This window comes from Sorangium sp. So ce367 (assembly GCF_051520455.1).
Taxonomy (GTDB): domain Bacteria; phylum Myxococcota_A; class Polyangia; order Polyangiales; family Polyangiaceae; genus Sorangium; species Sorangium cellulosum_B.
Genome location: NZ_CP150334.1, coordinates 8489237 through 8502639, shown reverse-complemented (window position 1 = coordinate 8502639; position 13403 = coordinate 8489237). Strand labels below are relative to the sequence as shown.

The 13403-nt window shown below is 72.6% G+C and carries 11 protein-coding genes; 3 read left to right on the top strand and 8 right to left on the bottom strand.

What is annotated here, in order from left to right; genetic code table 11:
• Positions 1-156: 156 nt before the first annotated feature.
• The 3 genes from WME97_RS32165 to recA all read right to left on the bottom strand — a co-directional run bounded on the left by WME97_RS32165 (position 157) and on the right by recA (position 3016).
• Positions 157-897 carry a hypothetical protein gene (locus WME97_RS32165; RefSeq protein WP_437543046.1) on the bottom strand — a complete coding sequence of 247 codons (741 nt, stop codon included), beginning with the start codon at positions 895-897 and terminating at the stop codon, positions 157-159.
• A 413-nt stretch (positions 898-1310) separates the two neighbouring features.
• Positions 1311-1820 (bottom strand): SixA phosphatase family protein, encoded by a 510-nt coding sequence (locus WME97_RS32160; RefSeq protein ID WP_437543043.1) that lies wholly within the window; start codon positions 1818-1820, stop codon positions 1311-1313.
• Positions 1821-1840: 20 nt separating this feature from the next.
• Complete coding sequence (gene recA, locus WME97_RS32155) at positions 1841-3016, bottom strand: recombinase RecA (protein ID WP_437293867.1); 1176 nt, start codon at positions 3014-3016, stop codon at positions 1841-1843.
• A gap of 301 nt (positions 3017-3317) precedes the next feature.
• Between recA and WME97_RS32150 the strand changes: the two genes are divergently transcribed.
• Positions 3318-4631 (top strand): serine/threonine-protein kinase, encoded by a 1314-nt coding sequence (locus WME97_RS32150; protein ID WP_437543041.1) that lies wholly within the window; start codon positions 3318-3320, stop codon positions 4629-4631.
• 18 nt (positions 4632-4649) lie between these two features.
• Here WME97_RS32150 and WME97_RS32145 read toward each other — a convergent pair whose 3' ends face one another.
• The 3 genes from WME97_RS32145 to WME97_RS32135 all read right to left on the bottom strand — a co-directional run bounded on the left by WME97_RS32145 (position 4650) and on the right by WME97_RS32135 (position 8296).
• A complete protein-coding gene (locus tag WME97_RS32145; RefSeq protein WP_437543039.1) occupies positions 4650-6770 on the bottom strand; it encodes an ATP-binding domain-containing protein in 2121 nt (706 codons plus the stop codon).
• Positions 6771-6873: 103 nt separating this feature from the next.
• Complete coding sequence (locus WME97_RS32140) at positions 6874-7488, bottom strand: TetR/AcrR family transcriptional regulator (protein WP_437543037.1); 615 nt, start codon at positions 7486-7488, stop codon at positions 6874-6876.
• A 73-nt stretch (positions 7489-7561) separates the two neighbouring features.
• Positions 7562-8296 carry a tyrosine-protein phosphatase gene (locus tag WME97_RS32135; RefSeq protein WP_437543035.1) on the bottom strand — a complete coding sequence of 245 codons (735 nt, stop codon included), beginning with the start codon at positions 8294-8296 and terminating at the stop codon, positions 7562-7564.
• Between the two features lie 71 nt (positions 8297-8367).
• Between WME97_RS32135 and WME97_RS32130 the strand changes: the two genes are divergently transcribed.
• Positions 8368-8907, top strand: coding sequence for a hypothetical protein (locus tag WME97_RS32130; RefSeq protein ID WP_437543033.1), 540 nt, complete (start codon positions 8368-8370; stop codon positions 8905-8907).
• 170 nt (positions 8908-9077) lie between these two features.
• Entirely contained in the window at positions 9078-10304 is a 1227-nt protein-coding gene (locus WME97_RS32125) for an ArsA family ATPase (RefSeq protein WP_437543030.1), read from the top strand.
• A gap of 86 nt (positions 10305-10390) precedes the next feature.
• Here WME97_RS32125 and der read toward each other — a convergent pair whose 3' ends face one another.
• Both der and era read right to left on the bottom strand, forming a co-directional pair.
• The gene (gene der, locus WME97_RS32120) at positions 10391-12124 is read right to left on the bottom strand and encodes a ribosome biogenesis GTPase Der (RefSeq protein WP_437543027.1); all 1734 of its coding nucleotides are present in this window, start codon (positions 12122-12124) and stop codon (positions 10391-10393) included.
• Positions 12121-13053, bottom strand: coding sequence for a GTPase Era (gene era, locus WME97_RS32115; protein ID WP_437543025.1), 933 nt, complete (start codon positions 13051-13053; stop codon positions 12121-12123). The genes der and era overlap by 4 nt, the downstream gene beginning before the upstream one ends.
• Between the last annotated feature and the right edge of the window lie 350 nt (positions 13054-13403).

Here is a 13403-nt window from a genome sequence, read left to right as displayed (position 1 = left end):
CTGGCGCGGCCCGAACGGGGGTTCGCCGGTTTAGAGCCAGCCGCACCTTCGCGCAATGGTTCGTCGCGTTCGTCGCGTTCGTCGCGTTCGTTGCGTTGGTCGCGTTCGTCGCTCGACACGCCGCCGGATGACGTGCGTCCGCAGGCGATGGATGCGTCAGGTGCGGAGGAGCCGCCCCACGTGGTCCTGCTCCCAGGCGAGGGAGCGCTCGTAGTCGCGGAAGAGCCGCTCGCGGGCGAGGAACTGGGGCGGATGGAGCATCCGGCGCCCGTTGCCGTGGCTCGCCGGCATCACGTGGTGGAGCATCTCGTGGTAGATGACGTAACAGATGAAGTAGCGGGGGACCCAGGGCCGGTCGAGCACCGGGTGGATGCGGATCAGCCGCTCGACCGCCGAGTAGCTCCCGAGCTTGATGGTGCGCCGCGGCTTCCGCGCCTTGGTCCGCTTGCCCCAGGTGATCAGCGCGTCGACCCCGCCGCCGAAGTACCCGTGGTTCAGCTTCTGGAACAGGATCAGCAGGTCGTGCGTCCGCCCCTGCGTCGAGAGCGGCGTGCTCACCGGCCGGCTCGCCCGGATGCGGTGGCCGTTCTCGTCGATGTACTGGCCGACCACGAGCGAGGCGGCCCGGTCCTGCGTCACGACGTACCGGACGAGCGCCTCCTGGACGACCGCCGGCGCATCCAGGAACATGTGGTGGACGCGCGCCTGCAGGATGCCCTCCCGGAGCGAGGAGGAGATCATCTGCCGGTAGTTGTCGGTCACCGAGAGGAGGACCGGCCGCTTCTGGGCCAGCTCCAGCCGCCGGATGAGCGCCTGGCGCGCCCCCTCGTGCACGTAGATGTGCGGCTGGCCCGGCGGCAGATCGATGTCGATCGGATGATGACGGGGGTCCGGCACCCGGACGACCGCCCGGGCGACACGCGGCAGCAGGGAAGTACGCGCCGCGCCCTTCCCACCGCTGCGCGACAGACGGCCTGGAGGGGGTTGAGCGAAGGGGAAGGCCATCTGTCCCGCCATCTCAATCCTCCTTATTTGGGCGTATTCTCGGGTGGGATCCTTGTCAAGCGAGCGGCCGAGAACATCGAAATCATTCGGATTTGTGACTACGTAAGCGGGTGGCCGGACCCTCCGGAGGGAGAGGGAGGGCGCCCTGGCCGCCGCTCGCCGGTGATCTGGATTTCCTCTGCAAATTCATGTGCTTGTAGTGAAGGCCACGCGCGCCTGCGCCGGTTGGGCCGCCTTCCGCCTCGGACGCGCGTCTTCTGCTCCTGCTCTCTCTCGCCATGACACGGCGCGTGCGCAGCGCCCGCTCATCGCGGGGCGAGCGCCCGGGGATCGAGGATCTGCGTCATGCGCCAGCGGCCCTGCGCGCGCTGGGAAGGCTCCGGCTCGAGGGCGACGACCAGGGCAGTGCAGAAGCCGGCGGGGAGCAGCGCTGTCGCGCCCCGGCCGGGCGTGTCGACGAGCGTACGGACGAGGTGCTCCACGTTCGGCTGGTGCCCGACGAGCAGCGCGTCGGCGCCGCCTCGGGCGAGCGCGGCGACCAGCGAGCTCGGGAGCCCGGCGTCGAGCGCGAGCTCGTCCCGGAGCTCGACCTCCGGCGCGCCGCAGATCGGCGCCGCGATCTCAGCGGTCTCTCTCGCGCGCGCGAGGGGGCTCGCGAGCACCAGCGGCAGAGGGGCGCCGCCCCGGAGGCGGTGGAGCTCGAGAGAGACCCGCACCACGCGCTCGCGGCCCTCGGGGGTGAGCCTCCGGTCCGCGTCGCGCCCGCTGGTCGCCCGCTCCTCCGCCGGGCCGTGCCGCATCACGTAGAGGTGCATGGCGTCGATGGCAGCCGGCGTCAGTTCGTCTTGCCCGGGGGACGGCGGGCGTCCTGGCCGGACGAGGCTGCCTCGCCGCGACCCTTCGCCTGCGCGGGGGCCTCGGCCGCGGCTCCGCCCTTCGGGCCGGGGCTCGCGGCGCCGTTCGTCGGGGCGGCCCCGCCGACGCGCGAGATGCCGTGCTTCGCGAGGACCATCGACTCGATCTTGTCGAGCACCGCCGGGTGCTGCTCGAGGTAGGTGCGGGCGTTCTCCCGGCCCTGACCGATGCGCTCGCCCTGGAACGAGAACCAGGAGCCGCTCTTCTCGATGATGCTCGCCTCGGTCGCGAGGTCGATGACGTCGCCGCTGTGGCTGATGCCCTGGCCGTACAGGATGTCGAACTCCACCTCGCGGAACGGGGGAGCCATCTTGTTCTTCACGACCTTGACGCGGGTCCGGTTGCCGACGACCGCCGGCTCCTTGCCGCCCGCGGCGGCCTCCTTGATGGCGCCGATGCGGCGGATGTCGAGCCGGACCGAGGCGTAGAACTTGAGGGCGTTGCCGCCGCTCGTCGTCTCGGGGCTGCCGAACATGACGCCGATCTTCATCCGGATCTGGTTGATGAACATCAGCAGGCACTGCGAGCGCGAGGTCGTGCCGGTCAGCTTGCGGAGCGCCTGGCTCATCAGCCGGGCCTGGAGGCCGACGTGGCTGTCGCCCATGTCGCCCTCGATCTCGGCCTTGGGCACGAGCGCGGCGACCGAGTCGACGACGATGATGTCGACGGCGTTCGAGCGGACCAGCATGTCGGCGATCTCGAGCGCCTGCTCGCCGTAGTCGGGCTGGGAGATGAGCAGCTCGTCGGTCTTCACGCCGAGCTTCTTGGCGTAGTTCACGTCGAGGGCGTGCTCGGCGTCGATGAACGCCGCCGTCCCGCCCGCCCGCTGGACGGCCGCGATGGCGTGGAGGGTGAGGGTCGTCTTGCCGCTCGACTCCGGCCCGTAGACCTCGACGATGCGGCCGCGCGGGTAGCCGCCGATGCCGAGGGCGATGTCCAGGCCGAGCGAGCCGGTCGCCACGGCCGCGACCTCGTCGTGCAGCGTCTGCCCGTCCTTGAGGCGCATGATCGCCCCCTTGCCGTACTCCTTCTCGACGCTGGCGATCGCGAGCTCGAGGGCGGCAGACTTCTGCTTGGTGTTCTTCTCGTCACTCATGCGTACCTCGGGAGGGAGCGATGGGAGGGGGGCGACGGCGGGGGGACCGCGGAGGTGGACCCACGACGCGCGGGGCAACAGTTTCCGGCAGCTTTACTGTCCGGTTGTTCAGGAAGCAAGACCCCCGCATCCCGGATAGGACCGAAAACGTCCGAGCAGCGGGCTGGCCCGACAGGCGCTCCGGAGGGTCGGAGGGCGGTGATGTCGCGGTCGGAAGCGGTTCCTTGTTGAGGTCGAGTCTCACAACCAGGGCAACAATCGTGATCGTCGCACACCGGGAGCACTGGCGGGCTCTTCAACTGTGGGCCACATCTTCCGCGTGGGGGGCGGGGGGCGCTATTTCCCGGGGTTTTCCCTGGGCCGGTACGAGCTCGTCCTGCGGGTGGCCGCAGGCGACGTGGGCGAGGTCTGGGCGGCGCGTCTGAGGCGGGAGCACGGGTTTCAGCGGCTCTTCGCGATCAAGGTGCTTCGCCCGGAGCTCTCGCCCGATCCCGACGTCGTTCGGACATTCCTCGACGAAGCCGCGCTGGCCGCGCGCATCAGGCACCCGAACGTGGTGCCCGTCGTGGATCTGGGCGAGACGGACGGCACGTTCTTCTATGTCATGGAGTGGGTGAGCGGGGAGCCGCTCTCGTCGGTGCTGCGCGCCGCGCGCGGGCGACCGGCGCCGGTGCTGGTCGCGGCGAGGCTCGCCTACCAGATCTGCGCGGCCCTCGACGCCGCGCACGAGCTGCGGGACGAGGGCGGCAACCCACGGGAGCTCCTGCACTACGACGTCTCGCCGGACAACGTCCTCATCACGTCCGAGGGGCTCGTCCGCATGGTCGATTTCGGCATCGCGAAGCTCGAGGAAGGGCGGATGTCCGAGCGACGGCCGCAGTCGCTGCGCGGCGACGGCGGGCGCGGTTCAACGGTGGGCACGGCGGGCGCGGCGGGCGGCGAGGGGGGCGCGTTCCTGTTCCGGAGCAGCGCGCCGTACATGGCGCCGGAGCACATCCGGGGGCAGCCGTGCGATCGGCGGTCCGATCTCTTCGGGGTCGGGGTGCTCCTCTACGAGCTCCTGTCGGGCGCTCATCCCTTCCAGGCCGACGACAGCGAGAGCACGATGACCCACATCGCGAGCGAGCGGCCTGCCGCGCCGCTGTCGTCGCGGGCGGTCCCGTCCCGGCGCGGGTTCGCGGAGCGCCTGAGCGCGCCGCCGCCGCCCGAGCCGATCCCCCCTGCGCTCGATCGCCTCGTCTCCGAGGCGCTCGCCAAGTCGCCCACCGCGCGCACGGCGACGGCGGCGAAGCTCATGCGCGCGCTCGAGGAGGCGATCCCGGGCGCCGCGAACCCGGGCAACGACGCGCTCGTCGCCGGCTGGCTCGGACAGATCCTGGGCGACGCGTCCCACCTCCGCACGCAGCAGCTGCGCGCCGCGCTCGAGTCGCTCGATCCCGGGGATCGCTCGGCCGACGACGAGGTGGAGCCTCCGCCTGCCCCGCGGCGCTGGCTGCAGGCGCTGCTGGTGTTCGGGGCCGCCGTCCTCGGGGTCGCGCTCGCCGGGACCGCGGCGGTGAGGGACAGCCCGCTCCCTCCCGCCGCCGTCTCCGCGCCGTCCGGGCCGCGTCCATAGGGCGCGCCGCGGCGACCGTCAGCTCACCCCCACGTCGCCGAGGAGCGGCGACCACGCCGCTCCGGAGATGAGCCAGAGCTGGTGCGACGTCCGCGTCACCGCGACGTGGAGCCGCCGGCGGGCCTCGTGGTTCATCGGGTACGCCGCCGCGGTCGCGTCGGGCACGACGACGTAGTCGAACTCGAGCCCCTTCGCGCTGTCCACGTCGGTGACGTCGATGCCCGGCTCGAACGAGAACGCTCCCTCCAGCACGAGCCTCGCCTCCGGTAGCTCCGCGATCAGCGCGTGGAGCTCCCGCGCGGCGCCTGCGTCCCGCGCGATGACCGCCACCGAGGCGCGGGGCTCCCGCCCGACGAGGTCGCGGAGCGCGCCGGCGAGGAACAGGTGCGCCTGCGCCTCGCTCGGGAATCGGAAGAGCCCGACCGGCGCGCCGTCCCGGGCCGCGCGCGCGGGCGCCTCGGGCGCGAGCTCGCCGAGGAGCCGCCGCGCGAGCTCCGTCACCGGCTGCGGGCACCGGTACGACACCGCGAGGCGGCAGGTCGCCGCGTCGCCCACGCCGAGCGCGGCTCGCGCCGCCTCCCACCCGGCGAAGCTCGAGGAGGTCTGCTGGGCCTCGTCGCCGGCGAGCGTGACGCTGCGCGTCTCGCCAAGGAGCTTCCCCAGGACGAACAGCTCGAACAGCGAGAAGTCCTCGGCCTCGTCGAGCACGAGGTGCGACCACCCCGCCCCGTCCAGGCCGCGGCGAGCGGCGCGAAGGAAGAGCAGGATCGGCAGATCGTCGATGTCGAGCGTCCCCGCGAGCTCGTCCGGCGTCCCTTCCGCGATGGCGCGGCCGTCGAGCGCCCGCTTCATCGAGGCCACGGTGATCGAGGCGAGCTGCCGGTCGAGCGGCTCGGCGATCTGCAGCAGGGTGTGCCGGACGGTCTCCTCGACCGCGCTCCTGGGGAGGTCACCGCCCGAGGCGGCGACGACGCCCTCGAGGAACCCGCGATCCGTGAAGACGTCGGCGAGGCGGCGGCGCAGCCGCGGGAGCGTCGTGTTCGCCGGGGCGAGCCTGGCGAACCGCTCGCGCAGCGCACCGTAGAGCGCCGGGTGGCGCTTGAGGCTGGAGACGAGCGCCGGGGGATCGTCGCACAGGGCGATCGGCTTGCCGAAGACCTCACGCGCGGTCGCCGACGACCAGGCGTCGAGCGTCTTCACCTGGGCTTCCCCCGCGCCGAGCGGCGAGAGCAGGCGGCGCGACAGGCGCGCGAGGCCCTCCTCGGGGACGACCACGTTCATGGCCGAGAGCGGGCACCGCGCCGGATCGAGCGCGGCGATCCGGGCGAGGCGGTGCAGCGCCACGGTCGTCTTTCCGCTCCCGGCGCTGCCGAGCACGAGGAGCGGCTGCTCGGGGGGCGCGCACACGGCGGCGTACTGGTCGGCGTCGAGCAGGGCGGTGACCTCCGCGGCCTTCGCGTGGTCCGTGGCGCCGGCGCCGACGCCGAGGCTCCCGGGTCGGGCGGCCGTGCCCGCGCCGCCCGGCTGCATGGCGAGCGCCGCGCGCTCCGCGAGGGTCCATCGCCCGTCGCCTCGCCGCGTCAGGACGAGGCCGTCGCCCACGATCCGGGTGAGGGCGCCGCGCTCCACGACGACGATGCGGCGCGCCTTCACCACGCCCTCGGCCACGCGCCCCGGGAAGGCCTCCTCGTACTCGTCGCCCTCGCGGTACCGGTAGAAGATCTGCGCCACCGGCGCGACGCGCCAGTCGAGGATGCGCACGTCGGCCGACGGATCCAGGAACGTCGCGTGGCCGAGCAGGTAGTCCTTCGCCCCTTTGCCCTCATCGACCCGGAGGTGGGCGAGGTACGGGCAGAGCGGGTCGGGCAGCGCCTCCCTGGGCTCCTGCTCGATAAGGCGCTGCCGCACGCTCATCTCGAGGAGCACCGCCGGCAGGTCGTCGGCCGAGGCCGCGGCGGCCTCGTCGCGGAGCTCCCGGAGCGCCGCGACGGACCTGAGCTCGCGCGGCGCGCGCCCGAAGGCGCGCGCGGCGCGCTCCTGCGCCCTGTCCAGCGCGGCGCGCACGCGCTCGAGGAGCGTGGCCTCTTCCTCGAGGACGGCGCGCGCCTCGACGGGCAGATCAAGCGTGCTCTCCAGCATGATGGGCCTCCTTGCGCCCCTCGCCTCCGCGAGGGGTCGGGCTCGATGGGTGAATGATGAATGATTCGTTCACTTTTGAGGCGAGGCGAGGCGAAGGCGAAGGTTACGCGAAGAAGCTCCTGAGTCCGGCAAGGTGGTATTTCGAGTAACCGTGGACCGCTTCTCGGATGGCGTCCTCGTCCTCGAAGCGGGCGAGGGCGTTCACCATCGTCCTGACGAAGCCCTGGTAGATCTGGTCCAGGTTGAAGCGCATCGCCTCCGTCACCGAGAGGCATGGGTCGAGGGCGCGGAAGTGCTCGATCGCCAGCGCGATGAGGCGTTCGACGGTCTCCTCGGAGAACCGCTCGTACCTGGAGCCGCCGGCACGCCCCAGGAGGATCACGACGCGCAGCCTGTTCTCGATGCAGAAGCGGAGGAGCTCCTCGGAGATCAGGTGGTAGGCGGCCGTCGGCGGGAGCGCCCGGACGTCCTCCACGCCGTCGAGCGCCTTCACGCGGCGGCGCAGCAGGATCGTGAAGGCGCGGGCGAAGCCGTCGTCGACGATCCCGTAGAAGAGCGCGTCCTTGTTCGCGAAGTACCGGTAGATGTTGCCCGTCGAGACGCCGGCCGCCCGGGCGATCTCGGCCATGGTCGCGCTCTCGTACCCCTTCCGCGCGAAGATCGTCAGCGCGGCGGAGGTGATGCTCTCCTGGACGTCGTCTTTGAGGTACTGCGCCATGATGAATAGTGAACGTGTCGTTCGCTTATAGCGATGGACGGCGGCCCGTCAAGCGAGCGGGTGGTTCACGGCCTCAGGGGTCGACGGTGCCTTCGAGGATCGCGCGCGGGCCGTCGATGAGCATGAAGCTCGCCTCCTCCTCGCCGACCCTGGCGAAGAGCGCCTTGATGCCGTCGCGCACGTCGGGGACGTCTTTTGCGGCGTGGGCGTCGCTGCACGCGGCGTAGTAGTAGCCGGCCTCGAGCAGCTGCTCGGCGGCCCGGCGGGGGGTGCGCCCGTACTTGCCGGTGAGCGCCGCGACGTCGAGGAGGAGCACCGCGCCCGCGTCGAGCAGCGGATCGAGCGAGGCGATGTCGTCGAAGACGGGCTCGTAGCGCTCCGGGTGGGCGATGACGGGGCGGAGCTTGCGGCGGCTGAGATCGAAGATCCGCTCCGCGGCCCGGGCGGGGAAGCTCCGGGTCGGGAACTCGACGAGCGCGGCGCGGCCGCCCGGGAAGGGGAGGGCGCTGCCGTCGAGGAGGCGCTGGAAGACGATGTCGTCGAAGAAGTGCTCCGACGAGAGATCGAGCGCGGGCAGGTCGCGCGCGCCGGCCGCGGCCCGCAGCGCGGCGCAGGTCGCGTCGTAGGCGGCCTGGAGGCCCTGCCGGGTGTTGTCGAACATCCCGGGGCGCATGTGCGGCGTCGCCACGACGGTGTCGAACCCGGCGCCGCGGAGCGCGGTGAGGAGGGCGAGGCTCTCCTCGACGGTGCGGGCGCCGTCGTCGACGCCGGCGACCCAGTGGGAGTGCAGATCGATGAAGCCGCGCATCGTCGCCTCGAACTTAGCAAAGTTGGCCGCCCTCGTGCGCTGCGACCATCCTTCGCGTCGAGGAGGTGTTCGTGTCGCTCTCGTTATCGAACCAGCAGCTTGTGCCTCAGCTCGCGTCGGACGGCTGCGCTGGCGGCCAGCGCGGCGGCAGGCCGGGAGGCCGCGCAGAGCGCCCGGTCGATCCCGGCGCGCCCTCGGTCGAGCAGGGCACAGCGGCCCTGGATGAGGGGATCCCCACCTCCGAGCGGCGGCGCCGCCGCAGCGAGGATCCGGTCACCGCGCTGCACTACCAGCTCTCGACGACCCGCGCCGAGGCGAACCTGGACGTCGTGGTCCTCGTGGACGACAGCGGCTGCCTCGTCGCCGGGGCGGGCGCGTGGCCGGCGTGTGAGGAGCTCGCCGCCTACGCCCCGCTCCTCGCCAACCCGGACGCCGTGCAGAGCGCGGCGGTCGGCTCGCGCATCGCCACGCTCACCGCCGACGTCGAGGTCCAGAGCCTCTCGGTGTCAGGCGGCGAGGTGCTGCTCTGCGGCCGTGGCGGCACGGCGGAGCGTGGCGCCTCCATTGCCCGGGCCGCTGCGGGGTGCTTGCGCATCCTCCGCGCCGCCTGAGCGGCCGCGCCGGCGCAGGCTGAGCGGTCGCTGCGCCGCAGGCTGAGCGGTCGCTGCGCCGCAGGCTGAGCGGTCGCTGCGGTGCAGCTGGCCGCTCGCGACACCGCAGGCTGGGCGCTCGCGCCCCCCCGGTTCGTGCTACAAGGGGCCGCGGCCTCAGGTCGCGCGCAATGCCCGGCTCGCTCGCACCCCATAGGAACAGCCCGCCCGCCGCCGACGCGTCCCTTCAGGCAGACCACGCCGGTCTGGCCCCGCTGCTCGCCTCCCGCAGGGTGATCCTCTGCGTCGGCTGCGGCGGCGTCGGCAAGACGACCACGACTGCAGCGCTCGGCCTGGCCGCTGCCCGCCGCGGCAAGCGCGTCCTTTGCCTGACGATCGATCCGGCGCGCCGGCTGTCCCAGAGCCTCGGGCTCGAGGAGATGACGACGGAGGCGCAGACGATCGAGCCCGCCCGCTTCGCCAGGGCGGGGGTCGACGTGCCCGGCTCGATGACCGTCATGATGCTCGACACGAAGTCGACCTTCGACGGCCTCGTCTCGTCGCTCGCCCCCACGCCCGAGCAGCGCGACCGGATTCTGGGCAACGTCCTCTACAAGTACATCTCCACGTCGCTCGCGGGCACGCAGGAGTACATGGCGATGGAGAAGCTCTACGCCGTCAGGAGCGACCCGAGCTACGACCTCGTCCTGCTCGACACGCCGCCCACGGCGAACGCGCTGGATTTCCTCGACGCGCCGGAGCGCCTCGTCGGCGCCATCGACGGCGCGGCGACGCGGTGGTTCGTGCAGGCCTTCCAGAGCTCAGGCAAGCTCTCGCTCAACCTGCTGGCGCGCTCGACCGCCGCGGTGCTGCGGGGCATCGGCAAGCTGACCGGCAGCGGCTTCCTCGAGCAGATCGCGGGGTTCATCAGCGAGATGAACGCGGTCTTCGGCGGCTGGAAGCAGCGGGCGGACGCGGTGGCGTCGGCGCTCCGCGGCCCCGACGTGGCCTACGTGCTCGTCACGACGCCCGATCCGCTCTGCGTGCGCGAGGTGCTGTACTTCGCCGATCGCCTGCGCGAGCAGCAGATGCATCGCGACGCGTTCGTCGTGAACCGCGTTCACCCGGTGTACGGCGCGCTCCCCGGCGTCGGCGAGATCGCCGCCGCGCTCGACGGGAGCAGCCTTGCGCTCGCCTCCGGCGCCGCGGCGCGCCTGCTTCAGGCCGCCAAGGACGAGAGCCGCATGGGCAAGCTCGATCAGCTGAACCTGATCGCCCTCGAGGCGGCGCTCGAAGACGAGCAGAGCGCCGGCAGCGTCCGCGTCGACGTCCCGGCGTTCCCGTACGACATCCACGACGTGGCCGGGCTCGCGAGGATCGCCGACGTGCTGGCGCCGCTGCCCGGGGCGGCGGGGTAGCCAGGGGCAGCTCGTCGGTTCTTCTGGCTGCCCTGGGGTGACTCGGAGCGGTCTGCGTCAGGAGGCAGCTGGGCTGCCCCCCGGCTTTACCCCCGCCGCCTGCGCTCCTTGTACTTCACGCGGACCGGCACGCCCTCCAGCCCGAACGCCTGCCGGAGCTGGTTCGCCACGTAGCGCCGGTAGCTGAAGTGGAGCTTGTCGGGATCGCTCGCGACGACGACGAACAGCGGCGGCGACGTCTCGGCCTGCGTGACGAAGAACAGGCGGGGCGCGCGCCCGCCGTGCGTCGGCGGCGGGTGCGTGAGCAGGATCTGCTCGAAGAAGCGGTTGAGCTCCCCGGTGGGCACGCGCTTCCGGTAGGCGTCGGCCACCTGGGCCACGCTCTCGATGAGCTTCGCCACGCCGCGCCCGCTGCGCGCGCTCACGTGCGCGATCGGCGCCCACGGCACGAACGAGAGCTTGTCGCGGGCGTCCTGCTCCGCCTTGGCGAGCGCCTTGCGATCGAGCAGATCGATCTTGTTGAGGCCGATCACGACGCCGCACCCGCGATCGACCGCGAGGCCGAGGATCTTCGCGTCCTGCTCGGCCACGCCCTCGGCCGCGTCGCAGAGCAGGAGCACGACCTCCGCCCGCTCCATGGCGCGGATCGCGTGGATCACGCTGACCGCCTCGACGGCGCTGTCCTCCTTCGTCACCTTCGCCTTGCGCCGGATGCCGGCCGTGTCGATCAGCAAGAACCGCTTCCCGTCGCGCTCGGCCAGCGTGTCGATCGGATCGCGCGTCGTGCCGGGCGTCGCGTCGACCAGCATGCGCTCCTCGCCCGCGATGCGGTTGACGAGCGACGACTTCCCCGCGTTGGGCCGCCCGATGATGGCGATGCGGAGCGCCCCCGCGGCCGACTCCTCGGGCGCCGGGGGCTCCTTGGGGAGCGCCGCCTCGATGGCCATCTCCAGATCCGAGATGCCGCGGCCATGGAGGGCGCTGATCGGGATGAGCCGATCCATCCCGAGGCGGTACAGCTCCGCCGCCTCCACCTCGGCCTTCGGCGAGTCCGCCTTGTTGGCGACGTAGATCACGGGCTTGCCCGCGCGGCGCAGCAGGCCGAGCTCAGCGTGCTCGGACGGCGTGACCGGCGTCACGGCGTCGAGGACGCACACGATGACGTCGGCCTCGGCGATGGCGAGGTCGATCTGCCGCTTGATCCCCTGCCGCATGGGATCATCGCTCTCGGGGTCGAACCCGCCCGTGTCGACGAGCGTGAAGCGCCGTCCCCGCGAGGTGACGTCGCCGTAGTGGCGATCGCGGGTCACCCCGGGCTCGTCGTGCACGATCGCGACGCGCTTGCCGATCAGCCGGTTGAACAGCGTGCTCTTGCCGGTGTTGGGCCGCCCGACCAGCGCCACGATCCCGGCCGACGGGGGCGGCGCAGGCGCATCGGCCGCGGCGTCCTCGGCGGCCGCGATGACCTCCTCGGCCAGGTCCGCCGCGAGCTCCTCCCTGTCCTGCGCCGCCTCGTGGCCGATCGGCTCGGCGAGAGCACGGCCCTTGCTCGGGCCTGATCTGCTGCCCTTCTTCGATCCGGCGACGCTCTTGCCGGGGGCCGCCGCGCTCTTTCCGCGAGCAGCAGCGCCCTTGCCGGGGGCCGCTGCGCTCTTTCCGGGAGCGGCAGCGCCCTTGCCGGAGGCGGTAGCGCCCTTCCTGGGAGCGACGCCGCCCCTCTTCTTCTCGGGGGCGTCGCCCTTCTTCACCGTCCGCCCGCCTCCGGCGGCTCCCTGGCTGCGCTTGTTCGATCTGGAAAGGGCTGGCTTTGCCGCGCTCACGAGGTCTCTCCCTTGTTGTAACCGAGCTCGTCCAGCCGCTCTCGCGACTCACGCCACTCTGGCGTCACCCGGACCCAGAGCTTGAGGTTCACCTGCCGGCCGACGAGCTCCTCTATCCGGAGCCGAGCCTCCGTGCCGATGCGCTTCAGCTGCTCCGCGCCGGCGCCGATCAGGATCTTCTTCTGCCCGGGCCGCTCCACGTGGATGGTCGCGTCGATGTGCAGCGCGCCCTCGCCTGTCGGCTCGACGTAGCGCTCGATCTGGACGGCGCTCGCGTGGGGCACCTCGGCCTTCGTCGCGCGCAGGATCTGCTCGCGCACGTACTCGGCGGCGAAGAAGCGCGTCGGCCTGTCGGTGAGCTCATCGGGCGCGAAGCCCCAGTCCCCCTCGGGACAGAGCTTCGCCACCTCGTCGAGCACGCGCTGGACGCCGTCCTCGCGCAGCGCCGAGATGGGGACGATCGCCGCGAACTCCCGGAGCTTGGCGAACGCGTCGAGGAGCGGCAAGAGCAGCGCCTTGTCCCGCATCCGGTCGACCTTGTTGAGCACGAACACCACCGGCGCCTCGCTCCCCAGGTCCGCGAGCAACGTCAGATCGCTCGGGTGCGGCGCGAGCGGCGGGCCGTCCTCCCCCTCCTTCACGCGCCGCGGCAGGCGCGCGGGATCCGGCGCTTCGGTCACGAACACGATCACGTCGGCGCCCCGCGCCGCCTCGCGCGCCGCCTGGTTCATCACGCGCCCGAGCTCCGTGCGCGGCCGGTGCAGGCCGGGCGTGTCGAGCAGCGCGATCTCCGCCGGGCCGTGGTGCACGACCCCGAGGATCGCGTCGCGCGTCGTCTGAGGCGTCGGCGAGACGATCGCGAGCGGATGGCCGAGCGCCGCGTTCAGCAGCGTCGATTTGCCCACGTTGGGGCGCCCGACCAGGGCCACGCGCCCGGATCGTTTCGGCAGCGAGGCGTCGGTCTCCTCCGTCCGCCTCGGCTCGGCCGCCTTCCTGCGCTGCTGCTGCGCGGCGCCTCGGCCGGCGGGCCTCCCGTCCGGGAGCCGTCGCCCCTCCTCGCCGCCTCCCGCGCGGGGCCCACGCCCTGCCCGGCCGCGGGCCGCGCCGGAGGAGCGCGCCGCGGAGCCCCTCTGCTTGGCCGTCTTCTCACCCTCGCCCCGCTCGGCAGCGCGCGCCGCGCCGGCCCGCCGCTCCTTCTCCTTGCCCGGCTCCGCAGCGCGCGCCGCGCCGGCCCGCCGCTCCTTGCCCGGCTCCGCAGCGCGCGTCGCGCCGCCCTGCT

Coding starts and splice junctions, on each gene's coding strand:
- WME97_RS32160 (WP_437543043.1), bottom strand. CDS start 1,820: ATGCACCTCTACGTGATGCGGCACGGCCCGGCGGAGGAGCGGGCGACC.
- recA (WP_437293867.1), bottom strand. CDS start 3,016: ATGAGTGACGAGAAGAACACCAAGCAGAAGTCTGCCGCCCTCGAGCTC.
- WME97_RS32145 (WP_437543039.1), bottom strand. CDS start 6,770: ATGCTGGAGAGCACGCTTGATCTGCCCGTCGAGGCGCGCGCCGTCCTC.
- WME97_RS32140 (WP_437543037.1), bottom strand. CDS start 7,488: ATGGCGCAGTACCTCAAAGACGACGTCCAGGAGAGCATCACCTCCGCC.
- WME97_RS32135 (WP_437543035.1), bottom strand. CDS start 8,296: ATGCGCGGCTTCATCGATCTGCACTCCCACTGGGTCGCCGGCGTCGAC.
- WME97_RS32125 (WP_437543030.1), top strand. CDS start 9,078: ATGCCCGGCTCGCTCGCACCCCATAGGAACAGCCCGCCCGCCGCCGAC.